Origin of the sequence: Paracoccus mangrovi (genome assembly GCF_042648425.1) — a bacterium.
Classification (GTDB): Bacteria; Pseudomonadota; Alphaproteobacteria; order Rhodobacterales; family Rhodobacteraceae; genus Paracoccus; species Paracoccus mangrovi.
This window is the reverse complement of sequence record NZ_JBHRXJ010000008.1, coordinates 78,710-93,322: the sequence shown is the minus strand read 5'-3', so window position 1 is coordinate 93,322 and position 14,613 is coordinate 78,710. Positions and strand designations below refer to the sequence as shown.

Sequence of the window (14,613 nt, the reverse complement as noted above, 5' to 3'; positions counted from 1 at the left end):
GGGCGCGCGCGCGCGGGGTCAGATCTCGACCTCTTGCGCCACCCCTTTTGCTTTTGCCAGTTCGACCACGGCGGCGGCGACCGCGAGGTCCTGCAAACCGACGCCGGTGCCGTCGAAAATCGTGACCTCGGCGCCATTGCGGCCCGGATCCGCGCCCGCGACCACCGCGCCAAGTTCGCCGATCGCCTCCTCTGCGATCAGGCCCTGGGCGATGGCGTGCTGGTATTCGCCGATGCTGACCGATTGCGCGATCTCATCGGTGAAAAGGCGGGCGCGGGCGACCAGCGCCGGGTCGAGTTCCTGTTTGCCGCGCGTGTCGGTGCCCATGGCCGCGATATGGGTCGGGCCCTTGACATGCTCATCCAGAAGCAGCGGCCCAAAGGACGAGGTGATCGAGATGATGACATCCGCCTCGGCCCCCAGCGTCGGCAGATCGACGGCCTGAAACGGCAGGCCCAGTTCGGCGGCGGTATCGGCCAGCCGGCGCAGCATCTCGGGATGCGGGTTCCAGCCGATCACGCGTTCAAAGCTGTGGGCGCGGGCCGCCGCGCGCATCTGAAACGCCGATTGATGGCCCGCGCCGATCATGCCCAGCACCCTGGCCCCGGCGGGCGCCAGATATTTGATCGAGACGGCGCTGGCCGCTGCGGTGCGCAGCGCCGTCAAGAGGTTTCCCCCCACCGCTGCCGAAACGCGGCCGGTATCGGGATCGAACAGGAACACCGTGGATTGGTGATTGATCAGCCCGCGATCCTGATTGTGCGGCCAGTAGCCGCCGGCCTTCAGGCCAAGGGTCGGCGCATCGGCATCAAAGCCGCCCTTGAAGCCGTAAAGCGCGTCCTGATACCCCAGCGCCTCGCGGATCACCGGGAAATTGCGGGCCTTGCGCCGGGCCATGGCGGCAAAGACCGCCTCGATGGCGTCGAATGCCGCCTCGGGCGTCATCAGTCCGGCGATCTGGTTTTCGGCAACGACCAGCATCAATAGCCCTTTCCACGGGCGCTGACCGGCCAGACGGTTTCGACCTTGCCGCCCCGGACACCGACATACCAGTCATGGACATTGCAGGTCGGGTCGCAATGGCCGGGCACAAGGCGCAGCTTGTCATTGACCCTGAGCACGCCGGCCTTGTCCTCGATCACGCCATGCTCGTCGCTGCATTTGATATAGGTCACATCTTCGCGGCCATGGATGACGGGCAGGCCGCTATCGACCGATTGCGCCTTGAGGCCGGCGTCGCAGACCGCCAGATCGGGTTTCGCATGGCTCATCACGCTGGTCAGGATGAACAGCGCGTTTTCCCATTCGCCCCGATCGATGCGCTGGCCGTCCTTGTCCTTGATGCGGCCGTAATCGGCATCCATGAAGGCGTAGCTGCCGCATTGCAATTCGTTGTAAACTCCGGAATTGCTTTCGAAATAATAGCTGCCGGTGCCACCGCCGGAAACCAGCTCGGGTTCCAGCCCCAGCGCGGTCAGCGCATCCACCGCGTCCCTGACCTGGGCGATGGCGGCGTCAAGCTTCGCCTTGCGGTCGGCAAAGCTGTCCATGTGCTGCATCGCGCCCTGATAGGCCTGGATGCCGGTGAATTTCAGGCCCGGCGCGGCGTCGATGGCCTGCGCGATCTGAACCACGGCGGGGGTCGTCTTGACCCCGCAGCGCCCGGCGCCGCAGTCGATTTCGACGAAACATTCGAGCTGGGTGCCGTGCCGCATGGCCGCCGCCGACAGGTCGGCCACATTCGCCACGTCATCGACGCAGACGATGATGCGCGCCCCGGTTTTCGGCAGCCTGGCCAGCCGGTCGATCTTTTGGGGATCGCGGACCTGATTGCTGACCAGAATGTCCTTGATGCCGCCACGGGCGAAAACCTCGGCCTCGCTGACCTTCTGGCAACAGACGCCGACGGCGCCGCCAAGGCTTTCCTGCAATTTCTGCACATCGACGGATTTGTGCATCTTGCCATGGCTGCGGTGGCGCATGCCGTGGGCGCGGGCATAATCGCCCATCTTGCGGATATTGCGTTCCAGCGCGTCCAGATCGAGGATCAGACAGGGCGTCTGGATATCGGCCTCGTCCATGCCGGGCAGGGCGGGAATGTCATAGCCGACCTCGTAGCCGGAAAAATCGGGTGCGATTTTCTGTTGGGCGTTCATGGCGGTTCCTTACATCCAGGGCAGGCGGTCAAGATCGACATTGCCGCCGGTGATGATGACGCCGACGCGCTTGCCGGCAAAGGTTTCGGGGTGTTTCAGGATCGTGGCCAGCGGCACCGCGCTGGATGGCTCCATCACGATTTTCATGCGCTTCCAGATCAGTTTCATCGCCTCGACGATCTCGGTTTCCGAGGCGGTCAGGATATCGGCGACATGGCTTTTCACGAAATGCCAGGTCAGATCCTTCAAGGGCACTTTCAGCCCGTCGGCGACGGTTTCGGGCGCGTCATCGGCGATGATATGGCCGGCGCGAAAGCTGCGGGCGGCGTCGTCGGCCTGTTCCGGCTCGGCGGCATAGACGCGGATCCCCGGCGCAAGATTTGCAAGCGTCAGGCAGGTGCCCGAGATCATGCCGCCGCCGCCGATGGGCGCCACCACCGCGTCCAGCCCCTCGACCTGTTCGATCAGTTCCGCCGAACAGGTCGCCTGACCGGCGATCACGCGCCAGTCGTTATAGGGATGCACGAATTCGGCGCCGGTTTCGGCCACCACTTCGGCAAAGACCGCCTCGCGCGAGCTGGTCGAGGGTTCGCATTCCACGACCCGCCCGCCATAGCCGCGCACGGCGTCCTTTTTGGCCTGTGGCGCGGTGCGCGGCATGACCACGGTGCAGGGGATGCCGCGCCGGCCGGCGGCATAGGACAGGCAGGTGCCGTGATTGCCGCTGGAATGGGTGGCGACGCCGCGCGCCGCCTGTTCGTCCGAAAGCCCGAACACCGCATTCGACGCCCCGCGCGCCTTGAAGGCGCCCGCCTTTTGCAGGTTCTCGCATTTGAAGAACAGCTCGGCCCCGGTCAGCTCGTTCAGCATGCGCGAGGTCAAGACCGGCGTGCGGTGGATATGGGGCGTGATGCGCGCGCGCGCATCCAGCATGTCGTCGAGGGTGGGGATATACATGGCGTCCCTCATCTCAGGCGGCCTTTTGCAGCGCGGCGCCGGTCGAGCGGCGGTAATGCTCCTGCGCCGCCGCGACACCGCTGCCCAGCCGGATCGGCAGGCCCAGATCGGCCATCGCCATTTCCGCCGTGGCCAGCCCGGACAGCGCCATCGCGTCGGTCAGGCTGCCCAGATGGCCGATGCGGAACACCTTGCCGGCCAGCTGTCCCAGCCCGGTCCCGAAGGCCATGTCATAGGTTTCCAGCGCATGGGCGACAAAGCGGTTGGCGTCGAACCCCTCGGGCATGCGGATGGCGCTGACGCTGTCGGAATAAAGCGCGGGGCGCGCGGCGCAAAGCGTCAGCCCCCAGGCCTCGACCGCGGCGCGCACGCCGCCGGCGATGCGGGCGTGGCGGGCAAAGACATGTTCCAGCCCCTCGGCCAGCAGGCGTTCGCAGGCCAGGTTCAGCCCGTTGATCAGCCCGACCGGCGGCGTATAGGGATAGCCGTTCCGGGCATAGCCCGTGGCCATGTCGCGGATGTCGAAAAAGGTGCGGGGCAGGCGGGCGCTGTCCACGGCCTGCATGGCCTTGGGCGAAAAGGCGGTGATCGCCAGCCCCGGCGGCAGCATGAAGCCCTTTTGCGATCCGGTGACGGCGATATCGACGCCCCATTCGTCCATGCGGAAATCCATTGAGCCGATCGAGCTCACGCCATCGACGAACAACAGCGCCGGGTGCCCCGCCGCGTCCAGCGCCCGGCGCACGGCGGCAATGTCGGATTTCACGCCGGTCGCGGTCTCGTTATGGGTGGCCAGAACGACGCGGATCTCATGCCCCCTGTCGGCGGTCAGGATTTCCTCGAAACGGTCGGCGGGGATGCCTTCGCCCCAGGGCGTTTCGACAATGGTGACGTCCAGCGCGTGGCGTTCGCACATGTCGATCCAGCGCTGGCTGAACATGCCGTTGCGCGCGGCCAGCACCTTGTCGCCGGGCGACAGCGTGTTGGTGATCGCGGTTTCCCAGCCGCCGGTCCCGGTCGAGGGGAACAGAAAGACCTGCGCCTGCGTGCCCTTCAGCACCTGTTTCACGCCCTCGAGCGCGGGATGCAGCATGCGCCCGAACACCGGCGAACGGTGGTCGATGGTGGGCATGTCCACGGCCTTGCGCATCTCCTCGGGGATGTTGGTGGGGCCTGGGATAAAGATCGGATTCTGACTGGTCATGGTTTTCCTCCGCAGTTGTGGATCAGGCTATGGGGCGCGGTCCAGCGGTGCAATTTTTCTGAAAAATATTTCGCAATCGCGGAAAAATGGTGTATTTCCATTTCGGATCAATCCATTGTGCTTTTCCAAAGGCGATTTCTGTTTTTCAACGAAACCGATAATAAATCGAAAGGATTCATTGAATGTCGTCTGAACCGCGAAAAAGGGGCCGTCCGCGCGGCCGTAGCGGCGATGCCGGGGATAGCGGCGGCGTGCGCGCGCTGGACCGGGCGCTGGACATTCTGGACGTGATCGCGGCGGCCAGCGGCCTGACGCTCAGCGAGATCGCCCAGCGCCTGGGGCAGGCGCCTTCGACCGTGCATCGGGTGCTGGTCACGCTGGCCGCGCGCGGCGTGGTGGAAAGCGATGACGTGAACCAGACATGGCATGTCGGACCGACCGCCTTTCGCCATGGCACCGCCTTCATGCGCCGCTCGGGTCTGGTCGAGCGGGCGCGGCCGGTGCTGCGCCGGCTGATGGAGGCGACCGGGGAAACCGCCAATCTGGGCATTCTGAACGGCGATGCGGTGCTGTTTCTGAGCCAGGCCGAAACCCATGAAACCATCCGCGCCTTTTTCCCGCCGGGGACGCGATCGGCGCTGCATGCTTCGGGGATCGGCAAGGCGCTTTTGGCGCATATGCCCGCGCCCGAGCTGCGGCGCACCGTCGGGGCGATGGTGCTTGAGCGGTTCACCCCGATGACGCTGGCCGAGCCGCAGGCGCTTCTGGACGATCTGGCGCGGATCCGGGCGCGCGGCTATTCCCTGGATAACGAGGAACGGACGCTGGGCATGCGGTGCATCGCGGCGCCGATCTTTGATCTGGCGGGCGAGGCGGCGGCGGGGATCTCGGTCTCGGGGCCGGTGCTGCGCATGTCGGATGCGCGTCTTTCGGCGATCTGTGAATTCGTGATCGGCGCGGCGCGCGAATTGTCATTCGGCACCCCGCCGGCCGCCGCGCCCGGCGCAGGGGAATCAGGGCCGGTCTGAGGGCGCGGGAAATTTTATGATAATTTTCAGCATATTGATTTTCCACATCTTGCCGAAATCTACCCCCAAAATGTGATTCACATCCGTTTCACGCCCTCTCTTCTAAAGTGATCACGAACGGCCCAAAGGCGACCGAAAACGGTGCCGGGGCAATGATCGGGCAGGTCGGGAGAGCGGGTCATGGAAGATCTTGTCGGCAGTTTCGATGCGTTTACGGGAACCAGCCAGCGGCTGCTCTTTCGGGACGAGACGCTTGGCGATCCGGGCGCGCTGCCCGAATGCCCCGAAGGCGATGTGCCGCGCACACAGATTTACGGTGCATGCAGCATCGAATCCTATCGCGCCGCCGGCGCGCTGCATGCCGCGCATCGCGATGCGGGCGGATTTCTGGATCAGGTGGATTGCTATGTCATGCCGGATTTCTGGCGCCGTGACGGGGCGGTGAAATCCTGGATCTATGCCACCGATGCGCGCGAGGTTTCGTCGGGCCGCAATATGGATGCGGTGCGGGTCTTTTATCATGCCGGACATGGCCGCGTGGACGAAAACGGGGTCTTTCATCTGCCGATGGGCGCGCTGTGGTCGGGGGCGGATGCCTGTCTCAGTTCTGAGCAGATGACGCTCGGGCGGCAGAATCTGCGCTATCTGTTCTGGTCCACCAGTGAATCGCTGTGCCTGTCCGAGCGGATGGACCCGATGCATGTCTGGGCGCGGGCCAATGCCGGGCTGCGGATGATGTTCGGCTTTGGCTCGGTCTGCTGGGATTCGGGGAAATACGGCGCGAATTTCTGGCGGCACTGGCGCATGGGCAAAAGCCTGTCGCAATCCTGGCTGGATGGCGCATGGGATGTGGCACCCGATCAGATCCCGGTCGTCAGCGCCTGCGGCGCGAACCGTCATGAGGCGATCGACACGCTCTTTGGCGAGCGGCGTTTTTCCGAACAGCGCGCGCGCGGCGACTGGTGGGCATGGCGCTGGCATGCGCCGCTTGCCGCGCATCAGCGCGGCACCGCGCCCTTTGAGGCGCCGGCCGAATTGCAGGCCGCGCGGCTGGTGCCGGTGGCTGCGGATATGGATCTTGCCGAACGGGTGCTGGCGGCGCTGGATGTCGATCCGGCGCTCTGCCTGCGCGACGGCGAAGGCCGCATCGCGGTCAGGCTGGGCGATACCCGTTTCCTGCGCCGGGTCGACGGTCATATCCTGCTGGAATTGCAGGCGGGCGGGCCGGGGCGTGGCGGTCGTGCCAGCCTGCGTCTGCAACGCCGCTCGATCGTCAACCGGGCGCGCAATGCGCTGCGCCGCTTTGGCTTTGTGTCGCCGGGATCCGAGCTGATCTTTGACCGGATGACGCTGGCCATGTCGGCCAGTTCGAACCTTTACATGCTGGGCGAGCCCGCGCTGGAAACCGTGGATGAGATCATCGTCCAGTTCCGTCAGGCGATTGGCGGGGTGCCGGTGCTGACGTCGGGCGCGGGCACGCTCAAGGTCGTGCTTTGCCCGGACGGAGATCTGTTGCGCATCGAATCCACGCTGCGCCAGGTGGCCGAGCTGATGCCGGCGCGCGGTGATCGCAATGGCCATCCCGCCGATCCCTTGCCGCCCGCCGGCACCGAGCCGGTCGCCGCCGCCGCGACCGATGCCGATCAGATGCTGGCGCTGCATTCGGCACGGCTGATGCGGGATCTGGCGGCGCGGGGTGCGGCACCGCTGAACCTGCGCGTGCTGCCCGACACCTCCGAGATCGGATACGGGATTCGCAGCAACACCGCGCGGCTCGTTGCCCGCAAGGGCATAGAAATCGAATGCGTGAGGGGGTTTCGCAAGAGATACTGGATGCAGTCTGACCTGGGAGACTGATCCGGTTTGCTCCGGGAACGGAGGCAGCCGTTCCCGGAGCGCATTTCGACGGACGAAACCGTGTGGGGGACGTGATGAGGTTGAAATGACGGATGTCACCCGATCCGACTTGATCCGTATGATCGCCCAGACCGGGCGATTGCAGCTGATCGGCGCCGATCTTGCGGGGCTGGACATGTCCGGCCTGACGCTGGTCGGGGCGGATCTGTCCTATGCCAATCTGGCCGGGGCCGATCTGAGCGAGACCCAGCTTTCCGGCGCCAGCCTGTGGTCGGTCAAGGCGCCCGCCGCGCGGTTCCGGGGCGCGAACCTTTCGGGGGCAAGCCTCGGGCTGGCCGATCTGGCGGGCGCGGATCTGCGCGAGGCCTTGCTTGAGCGCGCCGATCTGACCGGGGCGCGGCTGGACGGCGCCGATCTGACCGATGCCAGGATGCGCGGCGCATGGCTGGATGCGATGCAGCGCGCGATGGCCATCGGCGCGCCGCCATTGCGCTATCCGGCGCGATCAAATCCCGGCCTTTATGTGATCGACGAGGATCATCTGGCCAATCCGGTGGCCTTGCGTTGTGGCGACCGGCTGGAACTGCATCTGCGCAATCCCGGGGATCCCGCCGCCCCGCGCCCCGCACCCTTGCGGATCGAGGGGGCGCAGATCCTGATCGTGCTCAAGCTCGACAATCCCGTTCGCGGCGGCATTCATGTGCTGGCCTTTGATGCGGTGGAACCGGGTCAGGCGCGGCTGGTGGTCGATCCCGGCGGCGGCCGCGATCCCATCGGCATTGACGTGCGGGTCACCCCATGACCCCGGCATCAAAGCCCGGATCTGGTCACCGCCAACAGCCCGGCATTGCGCAGGGTCAGCACCGGATAATTGGGCGACGCCATCAGTTCCAGCGAGAAATCCGGCTCGATCTTTCGCAGGTGATGCAGCGCATCGGCGGCGCCCGCCTCATCGCCGCGATGATAGCGCAGGGCCGCCAGAACCCGCAGCGAGGGCCGGCTGTCCGAGGCAAAGGCAAAGGCGGCGGCGGCCGAGTTTTCCGCATCGCCCAGCCGCCCCAGCCGGATCTGGATGACCGAGCGGCGCAAAAGCCAGCAGGCCGGGCCGATCTCGGCCAGCGCGCTGCGAAAGCCACGGGCATTGACCTCGAACGCCTCGGCGTCGCGGCCCGCATCCATCAGCGCCTGCGACAGCGCGTGATTGGCCATTTCATTATCGGGGTCGATGCGATGCGCGGCATGGGCCATTTCCAGCGCGCCGACCGGATCGCTGCGCCAGGATGCGCTCATCGAGGCGACGGCCAGAACGACGGGATTGCTGGGGGCCATCTGCCGGGCGCGGCTGACGAATTCATCGGCCTCGTCCGAGCATCGCTGCGGATCGTCGGTCAGACGTTCGAACAAAAGCGTGTTGCGCAGATAGGACCGCAGCGCCAGCGCGATGGCCGAATTGGGCTCGTCCGACATCGCGGCCAGAATCCGGTCCGCGGCCTGCAACCGGTCGGCGGAATAGCTGAAGACGTCCCACATCGGAAAGGCCGTCCAGTTCGGCGAAGCCGTGCGCCGCGCGCGATCCAGAAGCGCCACGGTGATCTGCGCTACCGCATGGCGCATGGTCGCGGTTTCTTCGTCGGTGCGGATGGTAAAGCGCCGCGTCCAGTCGCGCCGCTTGCTGGGCAGGTCGCGCATGACCGTCATCAGCGAACAGTCCGAACCGGTCGAATAGCAGATCCCGCCCATCTGCGTGCCGGTCACCGCGCTGATGTCATCGGCGCTGTCGGCCAGCCGCGCCGGGATCATCTCGCAGGCGCGGGCGGCGGCCTCGTTCATGATCATCTCGCCGATGACATGGGCGCGGGATTCATTGCTTTCGACCGCGCTCAGCGCGACGACATAATTGGCCTGGGGGCGGTGCAGTATCATCGGCGCGCCCATGGCGCCGGGCAGGGCGGCGCCATTGCGTTCGAAAACGGTCGGGCCGTCATCCTCGGGCGTCAGCCGCAGGCGCATGTCGCGCAGCCAGCTTTCGAATTCGGGATCGGGAATGTCGATATCGGCGGCGAATTCGATCGGCGCGCCGCCGGCATCATAGACCGGGGTCAGGTCGATCCGCGTCCGCTCGGGATTGAGCCCAACCCAGCCCACGCCGGTCAGCAGGATATCCTTGTGCGACCCCAGCGCATTGCGCAATTCGCGCAGCATCTGGCGCAGGCTGTCCGACCCCTGCTGCTTGCCGCGATCGCTCCACAAAAGATCCTGCAAGCGGACGCGGCTGAGCCGCAAATCCGGCGCGGTTCCCAAAAGAGCAAGCGCCCCGCGCGCCTTTTGGCTGCGTGGTGTCAGATCGTCCCCGGCGGCGCTGCGCAGCCTTACGGAACCCATCAGACTTAGCGTGGCAGACATCAAGACTCGCCTGAATCATTCGGATTTGCATGGATATTAATACTGATTAACACATTGCAAGGGCTGCAATCGAACAGGAGGCTATCAGAAGTGTCGCTGACAAACTCGCAAAATTCGCAGAACTCTCAGAATTCGCAAAACTCGCAAAACTCGCAGGCGGCCGCCCAGCAGGACATGCTGATCGCGCGGGCTGTGGACATCGCGCGCGAAGGCATCATCGACGCGCGGCCGCCGGCGCCCTATACCCCCGAACCCAAAGGCCTGCCCCCGGTCAAGAGATTGCGACGGATCGAGTTTGATTTCGCCCAGTCCATCCTGATGGCCGAGATGCTTGAGACGCTGACCGTCAAGCCCGAGCCGCACAAGAATCCCGCGACCGAAATGGAGGTTCTGGCCAGCACCGGAGGTATAGCCAACCCCAAGCCCAAGCCGATCTTCACGCTGAACCTGCCAACCGTGAAGGATTTCCAGACCGAGATCGATCTGCTCATGGGATATGCCACGCTGCGCGGCGAGCGGTTGCCGGAAATTTCGGTCCAGACGCAGGAACTGGTGGCGTTTTTCGCCTCGATCCTGCCGATTGCGCCGGCGCGGACGCGGATGGTGCAATATCTGCTGGCGCTGGGCCTCGATCTGGCGACGGTGGTGGTGCAGCGGCTCAAGATCGGCTTTGACGCGCCGCGCCCCAATACGCTGAGCCAGCAGGTTCAGCCCATGTTGCCGACGCCCCTGCATGCCAGCTATCCCAGCGGTCATGCGACCCAGGCCTTTACGCTGGCTGCGCTGCTGGAAATCCTGACGCGCGAGGATGAGGGCAGGCCCATCGCATTTTCGCCCCATAGCCAGCTTCTGGCGATGGCGGCGCGGATTGCGACCAACCGCACGGTGATGGGGGTGCATTTCCCGTCCGACAGTGCGGCGGGCGCGTTTCTGGGGATCACGCTGGCGCGCTGGATCGCGGTCAGGGCAGGGGTCGAGCATCAGGATTGCCCCAGCCTGAATTTCAATGCCAGGCTCTGGGGGAAAACCGCGCCGGGCGGCAGCCGGGACTTTTATCTGGCCCGTCTGTGCAAGGTTCTGGAGGGCGATCCCTGCCTGCACATCGGCGCGCCGGTCACAGGCCCCGTCTCGGGGCTGATGAAGGCCGTCTGGGACGAAGCCCGCGCGGAATGGAGCGAAAGATGGTCATGAAGACGACAAAACGCGCTTTGGACGACAGGCTCAGTCTCGTGCGGTCCAGCGATGAGGCGAATGCGCGGCTAGGCCCGGACAGTTCGGCGATCGTCGATTATCTGCTTTATCCGCCCGAGGGTTATCCGATCCCCGGTGCCGGGGCCGATTGGGGCGAGAAGTCGCGCGAAGAGGTCATGCAAGAGCGCAATCTGGCGATCCAGCGCCTGATAGATGCGGCCTTCCCGTCGGCTTCGTCGAACGGACAGGGCGCCGCGGAAACGGCGGCCGCGCCATGATTGTCCAACGCACCGTAGAAGCGTTCGGCGACGCGACATTCAAATTGGGCGAGTTCGCCCCGCCCGACGTGGCCAACCCGCTCGACCTTGGGCCGGGCGAGGGCATTTTGTCGCCCGAGGTGATCCCGGCCGATCCGGGGGCCTCATGCATCGTTGCCGTCATCGACCACGCCATTCCCTTTGCCCATCACCTGCTGACCCACGGCGCGGGACATTCGCGGGTCGCGGCGATCTGGATGATGGAGTCCCCCGTGGCGCATCCGCGCGCCGATATCCCCTTCGGTCAGGATCTGACCGGGGTCGAGATCGACTATCTGCGCGGTCTGGACGGTGGCCCGGTGCGGCGCGGCGACAAGGCGCTTTACCGCGAGCTGGGGCTGATCGACCCGTCCAAGCCCGGCGGGCGGCGCTTTCTGCGTCAGGACAGCCACGGTGCCGCCGTGGCCTGTTGCGCGGCCGGCTTTCTGCCGGATGACGACACTGGACTGGCGCATCCGCTGATCGGGGTCAGCCTGCCGGACTGGGCTCTGGCCAAGACGGCCGGGGCGCTGATGCCGATGCTGATCCAGCTTTCCGTCTGTTTCATCCTGGCGCGGGCACAGCGCGTTTCCGAACAGTTTTCGCGGGCTGCCGGGCGGCAGCTGACCTTGCCGGTGGTGATCAATATGTCGCTGGGCATTACCGCCGGGTCGCGCGACGGCTTTTCGCTGGTCGAGCGATTGCAGGATCTGGTCGCGGCCGAGCCGCCGCCGGGGCTGGGTCCGGTGCATTTCGTCCTGTCCAGCGGCAATTCGCGTCAGGACCGGGTGAATGCGGTGCTGCGCCGCAGGGATCGGATCGGCTGGCAGATCCTGCCCGACGACCACACCCCCAGCGAATTGCAGATCTGGAGCGCGCCGCTTGCCCTCCCGCAAAAGCCGATCAGACTGCGCCTGACGCTGCCCGATGGCCGCAGGGTCGTCACCGATTTTGCGCGCCCGCTTCCCGGATTCGCCGAATCCTTCTTTATCTATGACCCGCATGGCTATGAGCTGGCCCGTCTGACGCTGCAAGGTCATGAGCGGCCCTGTGACACCATGCGCCAACAGCTTTCGGTGATCGTGCCGCCGACGGTCGCGCCCATCTGGGATGTCGGCATCGCGCCGATCGGTCAATGGCAGGTACAGCTGATCGACGGGCCGGGCAGCGAATGCGATGCGGTGATCCAGCGCGACGACAGGCTTCCGGGATTTCCCCCGGGGGGGCGGCAAAGCTATTTCGTCGATCCCGGCTATCGGATCACGAGATCGAACGGGCAATGGCCCGACCATGATCCGGTGCCGCCGGACGCGATGGTGCGCCTTGACGGAACCTGCAACGCCTTTGCCTGGGGCGAGGCCCAGATCCGTTGTGGCGCCGCTCTGGGGCCGGAGAGGGAAAACCCCACCCGAAGCTCGCCCTATAGCTCGCTCTTGCGGAATGGCATGAACGGCGATCTGGTCTCGACCGGGGATCGGGGCGCGGCACTGCCCGGTATTCTGACCCCCGGCATGTATAATGGGGTGATGCAGGTGATGGGCGGCACCAGCGTCGCCACGCCGCAAGCGGTGCGCTGGATCGCGGCACGTCTGGCCTCGGGGGCGCGTCTCGAAACCCGGGACGAGGTGATCGCGGCGGCGCGTGCCGCGCGGCCGGGCTGGGCCGATCCGCCCCGGGTCGATCCCCCGCTGCCCTGGCAGATACGCCATTAACCCTTGCGGGGCGCTGCGGATCATTGCCTGTCCGCCGCGCCTGCGCTATCCGGTCGCCAAAGCAAAATCGGAGCCAGAAGATGACCGAGCGCAAAAGCGGCCTGTCCTATGCCGAGGCCGGAGTGGATATCGATGCCGGCAATGCGCTGGTCGAACGCATCAAGCCCGCAGCCGCCGCGACCCGCCGCCCCGGCGTGATGGAGGGGCTGGGCGGCTTTGGCGCGCTGTTCGACCCGCGCGCCGCCGGCTATCAGGACCCGGTGCTGGTCGCCGCAACCGATGGCGTCGGCACCAAGCTGCGCATCGGCATCGATACCGGCGAACTGGACGGGCTGGGGATCGATCTGGTGGCCATGTGCGTGAACGATCTGGTCTGTCAGGGCGCGGAACCGCTGTTCTTCCTGGATTACTTCGCCACCGGGAAACTCTCGGTCGATGAGGCCACGCGCGTCATCAACGGCATTGCCGAGGGCTGCCGCCGGTCCGGCTGTGCGCTGATCGGCGGCGAGACGGCGGAAATGCCCGGCATGTATGCCCGGGGCGATTTCGACCTTGCCGGCTTTGCGGTGGGCGCGATGGAACGCGGCGCGGCGCTGCCGGCGGGCGTCGCCGATGGCGATGTGCTTCTGGGCCTCGCCTCGGACGGCGTGCATTCGAACGGATTTTCGCTGGTGCGCAAGGTCGCCGAACATGCCGGGCTGGACTGGATGTCGCCTGCGCCCTTTGGTACCGGCACGCTGGGCCAGGCGCTTCTGGTGCCGACCCGGCTTTACGTCAAGCCGGTCCTGGCCGCGATCCGCGCCGGGGGCGTGCATGCGGCGGCCCATATCACCGGCGGCGGCATCACCGAAAACCTGCCGCGCGTCCTGCCCAAAGGGCTGGGCGCACAGATCGATCTGGACAGCTATACATTGCCGGCGGTCTTCGACTGGCTGGCCGAGGCCGGCGATATCGCCGAGGCCGAGATGCTCAAGACCTTCAATTCCGGCATCGGCATGATTCTTGCCGTCGCCGCCGACCGGGCGGAATCCCTTGCGGCATTGCTGGAGGCCGAGGGCGAAACCGTCATCCGCCTTGGCCATGTCACCCCGGGCGAAGGCGTGCGCTACAGCGGCCGCCTGCGTTGAAACGTGTCGCGCTGCTGATCTCGGGCGGCGGCTCGAATATGGTGAAACTGGTCGCCTCGATGACGGGCGACCATCCGGGCCGCGCGGTCATCGTCGGCTCAAACGATCCGCAGGCTGCGGGCCTTGCCAAAGCCCGCGACATGGGCGTTCCGACCTTCGCCATCGATCACCGCGCCTATAGGGGCGACCGCCCCGCCTTCGAGGCGGCCCTTCTCGAACCGTTGCTGGCGGCCCGGCCCGATATTCTGTGCCTTGCCGGCTTCATGCGCATCCTGACCCCCGGCTTCGTCGAACGGTTTCAGGACCGGATGCTGAACATCCACCCCTCGCTCTTGCCGAAATATCCCGGCCTGCACACGCATCAGCGCGCGCTGGACGCGGGCGACAGCGTGGCCGGCGCGACCGTCCATCTGGTCACCCCCGAACTCGATGCCGGCCCGATCCTTGGCCAGGCCCGCGTTCCGGTCCTGCCCGGCGACACGGCGGAAAGCCTTGCCGCCCGCGTCCTTGCCCAGGAACACCGCCTCTATCCGGCGGTCCTGCGCCGCTTCGCCGCCGGCGACAGAGATCCGGTCATCCTGAACGACGCATGAAAAAGGGGCCAGCCGGCCCCTTTCTTCTTCACAGAAATATCCCGGGGTGTGGGGCAGAGCCCCACGACGACCCCCACGACGACCCCACG

General features: G+C 65.9%; 13 protein-coding genes. 8 read left to right on the top strand and 5 right to left on the bottom strand.

What is annotated here, in order from left to right:
• Window positions 1-18: 18 nt before the first annotated feature.
• The 4 genes from bhcD to bhcA are packed head-to-tail and all read right to left on the bottom strand — an operon-like array spanning window position 19 to window position 4,317.
• Window positions 19-981, bottom strand: coding sequence for an iminosuccinate reductase BhcD (gene bhcD, locus ACFOMH_RS12070; protein WP_377744725.1), 963 nt, complete (start codon window positions 979-981; stop codon window positions 19-21).
• Window positions 981-2,156 carry a 3-hydroxy-D-aspartate aldolase BhcC gene (gene bhcC, locus ACFOMH_RS12065; protein ID WP_377744723.1) on the bottom strand — a complete coding sequence of 392 codons (1,176 nt, stop codon included), beginning with the start codon at window positions 2,154-2,156 and terminating at the stop codon, window positions 981-983. The genes bhcD and bhcC overlap by 1 nt, the downstream gene beginning before the upstream one ends.
• Window positions 2,157-2,165: 9 nt before the next feature.
• The gene (gene bhcB / locus ACFOMH_RS12060; protein WP_374424277.1) at window positions 2,166-3,125 is read right to left on the bottom strand and encodes a beta-hydroxyaspartate dehydratase BhcB; all 960 of its coding nucleotides are present in this window, start codon (window positions 3,123-3,125) and stop codon (window positions 2,166-2,168) included.
• Between the two features lies 1 nt (window position 3,126).
• Window positions 3,127-4,317 (bottom strand): L-aspartate--glyoxylate aminotransferase BhcA, encoded by a 1,191-nt coding sequence (gene bhcA / locus ACFOMH_RS12055; RefSeq protein WP_377744722.1) that lies wholly within the window; start codon window positions 4,315-4,317, stop codon window positions 3,127-3,129.
• Window positions 4,318-4,499: 182 nt separating this feature from the next.
• Between bhcA and bhcR the strand changes: the two genes are divergently transcribed.
• The 3 genes from bhcR to ACFOMH_RS12040 all read left to right on the top strand — a co-directional run bounded on the left by bhcR (window position 4,500) and on the right by ACFOMH_RS12040 (window position 8,004).
• The gene (bhcR, locus tag ACFOMH_RS12050; protein WP_377744720.1) at window positions 4,500-5,345 is read left to right on the top strand and encodes an HTH-type transcriptional regulator BhcR; all 846 of its coding nucleotides are present in this window, start codon (window positions 4,500-4,502) and stop codon (window positions 5,343-5,345) included.
• 180 nt (window positions 5,346-5,525) lie between these two features.
• Window positions 5,526-7,202, top strand: a complete 1,677-nt coding sequence (locus tag ACFOMH_RS12045; RefSeq protein WP_377744719.1) for a DUF6345 domain-containing protein — start codon at window positions 5,526-5,528, stop codon at window positions 7,200-7,202.
• Between the two features lie 118 nt (window positions 7,203-7,320).
• On the top strand, window positions 7,321-8,004 hold the full coding sequence (locus ACFOMH_RS12040) for a pentapeptide repeat-containing protein (protein ID WP_377744838.1): 684 nt from the start codon (window positions 7,321-7,323) through the stop codon (window positions 8,002-8,004).
• Between the two features lie 8 nt (window positions 8,005-8,012).
• Here the strand turns inward: ACFOMH_RS12040 and ACFOMH_RS12035 are convergent, their stop codons facing one another.
• A complete protein-coding gene (locus ACFOMH_RS12035; RefSeq protein ID WP_377744717.1) occupies window positions 8,013-9,605 on the bottom strand; it encodes an SARP family transcriptional regulator in 1,593 nt (530 codons plus the stop codon).
• A 90-nt stretch (window positions 9,606-9,695) separates the two neighbouring features.
• Here ACFOMH_RS12035 and ACFOMH_RS12030 point away from each other — a divergent pair, with 90 nt between their 5' ends.
• The 5 genes from ACFOMH_RS12030 (at window position 9,696) to purN (ending at window position 14,524) form a co-directional block, all read left to right on the top strand.
• Window positions 9,696-10,796 carry a phosphatase PAP2 family protein gene (locus ACFOMH_RS12030; RefSeq protein WP_377744716.1) on the top strand — a complete coding sequence of 367 codons (1,101 nt, stop codon included), beginning with the start codon at window positions 9,696-9,698 and terminating at the stop codon, window positions 10,794-10,796.
• Window positions 10,793-11,074, top strand: coding sequence for a hypothetical protein (locus ACFOMH_RS12025; protein ID WP_377744715.1), 282 nt, complete (start codon window positions 10,793-10,795; stop codon window positions 11,072-11,074). Before ACFOMH_RS12030 ends, ACFOMH_RS12025 begins: the two co-directional genes overlap by 4 nt.
• Window positions 11,071-12,804 carry a hypothetical protein gene (locus ACFOMH_RS12020; RefSeq protein WP_377744712.1) on the top strand — a complete coding sequence of 578 codons (1,734 nt, stop codon included), beginning with the start codon at window positions 11,071-11,073 and terminating at the stop codon, window positions 12,802-12,804. Before ACFOMH_RS12025 ends, ACFOMH_RS12020 begins: the two co-directional genes overlap by 4 nt.
• Window positions 12,805-12,884: 80 nt before the next feature.
• Window positions 12,885-13,931 (top strand): phosphoribosylformylglycinamidine cyclo-ligase, encoded by a 1,047-nt coding sequence (gene purM, locus ACFOMH_RS12015; RefSeq protein WP_374424261.1) that lies wholly within the window; start codon window positions 12,885-12,887, stop codon window positions 13,929-13,931.
• Window positions 13,928-14,524, top strand: a complete 597-nt coding sequence (purN, locus tag ACFOMH_RS12010) for a phosphoribosylglycinamide formyltransferase (protein ID WP_377744710.1) — start codon at window positions 13,928-13,930, stop codon at window positions 14,522-14,524. The genes purM and purN overlap by 4 nt, the downstream gene beginning before the upstream one ends.
• Window positions 14,525-14,613 lie beyond the last annotated feature (89 nt).

Excerpts from the sequence above, each read along its gene's own strand:
- bhcD (WP_377744725.1), bottom strand. The coding sequence starts at position 981 with ATGCTGGTCGTTGCCGAAAACCAGATCGCCGGACTGATGACGCCCGAG.
- bhcC (WP_377744723.1), bottom strand. The coding sequence starts at position 2,156 with ATGAACGCCCAACAGAAAATCGCACCCGATTTTTCCGGCTACGAGGTC.
- bhcB (WP_374424277.1), bottom strand. The coding sequence starts at position 3,125 with ATGAGGGACGCCATGTATATCCCCACCCTCGACGACATGCTGGATGCG.
- bhcA (WP_377744722.1), bottom strand. The coding sequence starts at position 4,317 with ATGACCAGTCAGAATCCGATCTTTATCCCAGGCCCCACCAACATCCCC.
- bhcR (WP_377744720.1), top strand. The coding sequence starts at position 4,500 with ATGTCGTCTGAACCGCGAAAAAGGGGCCGTCCGCGCGGCCGTAGCGGC.
- ACFOMH_RS12045 (WP_377744719.1), top strand. The coding sequence starts at position 5,526 with ATGGAAGATCTTGTCGGCAGTTTCGATGCGTTTACGGGAACCAGCCAG.
- ACFOMH_RS12040 (WP_377744838.1), top strand. The coding sequence starts at position 7,321 with ATGATCGCCCAGACCGGGCGATTGCAGCTGATCGGCGCCGATCTTGCG.
- ACFOMH_RS12035 (WP_377744717.1), bottom strand. The coding sequence starts at position 9,605 with ATGTCTGCCACGCTAAGTCTGATGGGTTCCGTAAGGCTGCGCAGCGCC.
- ACFOMH_RS12025 (WP_377744715.1), top strand. The coding sequence starts at position 10,793 with ATGAAGACGACAAAACGCGCTTTGGACGACAGGCTCAGTCTCGTGCGG.
- ACFOMH_RS12020 (WP_377744712.1), top strand. The coding sequence starts at position 11,071 with ATGATTGTCCAACGCACCGTAGAAGCGTTCGGCGACGCGACATTCAAA.
- purM (WP_374424261.1), top strand. The coding sequence starts at position 12,885 with ATGACCGAGCGCAAAAGCGGCCTGTCCTATGCCGAGGCCGGAGTGGAT.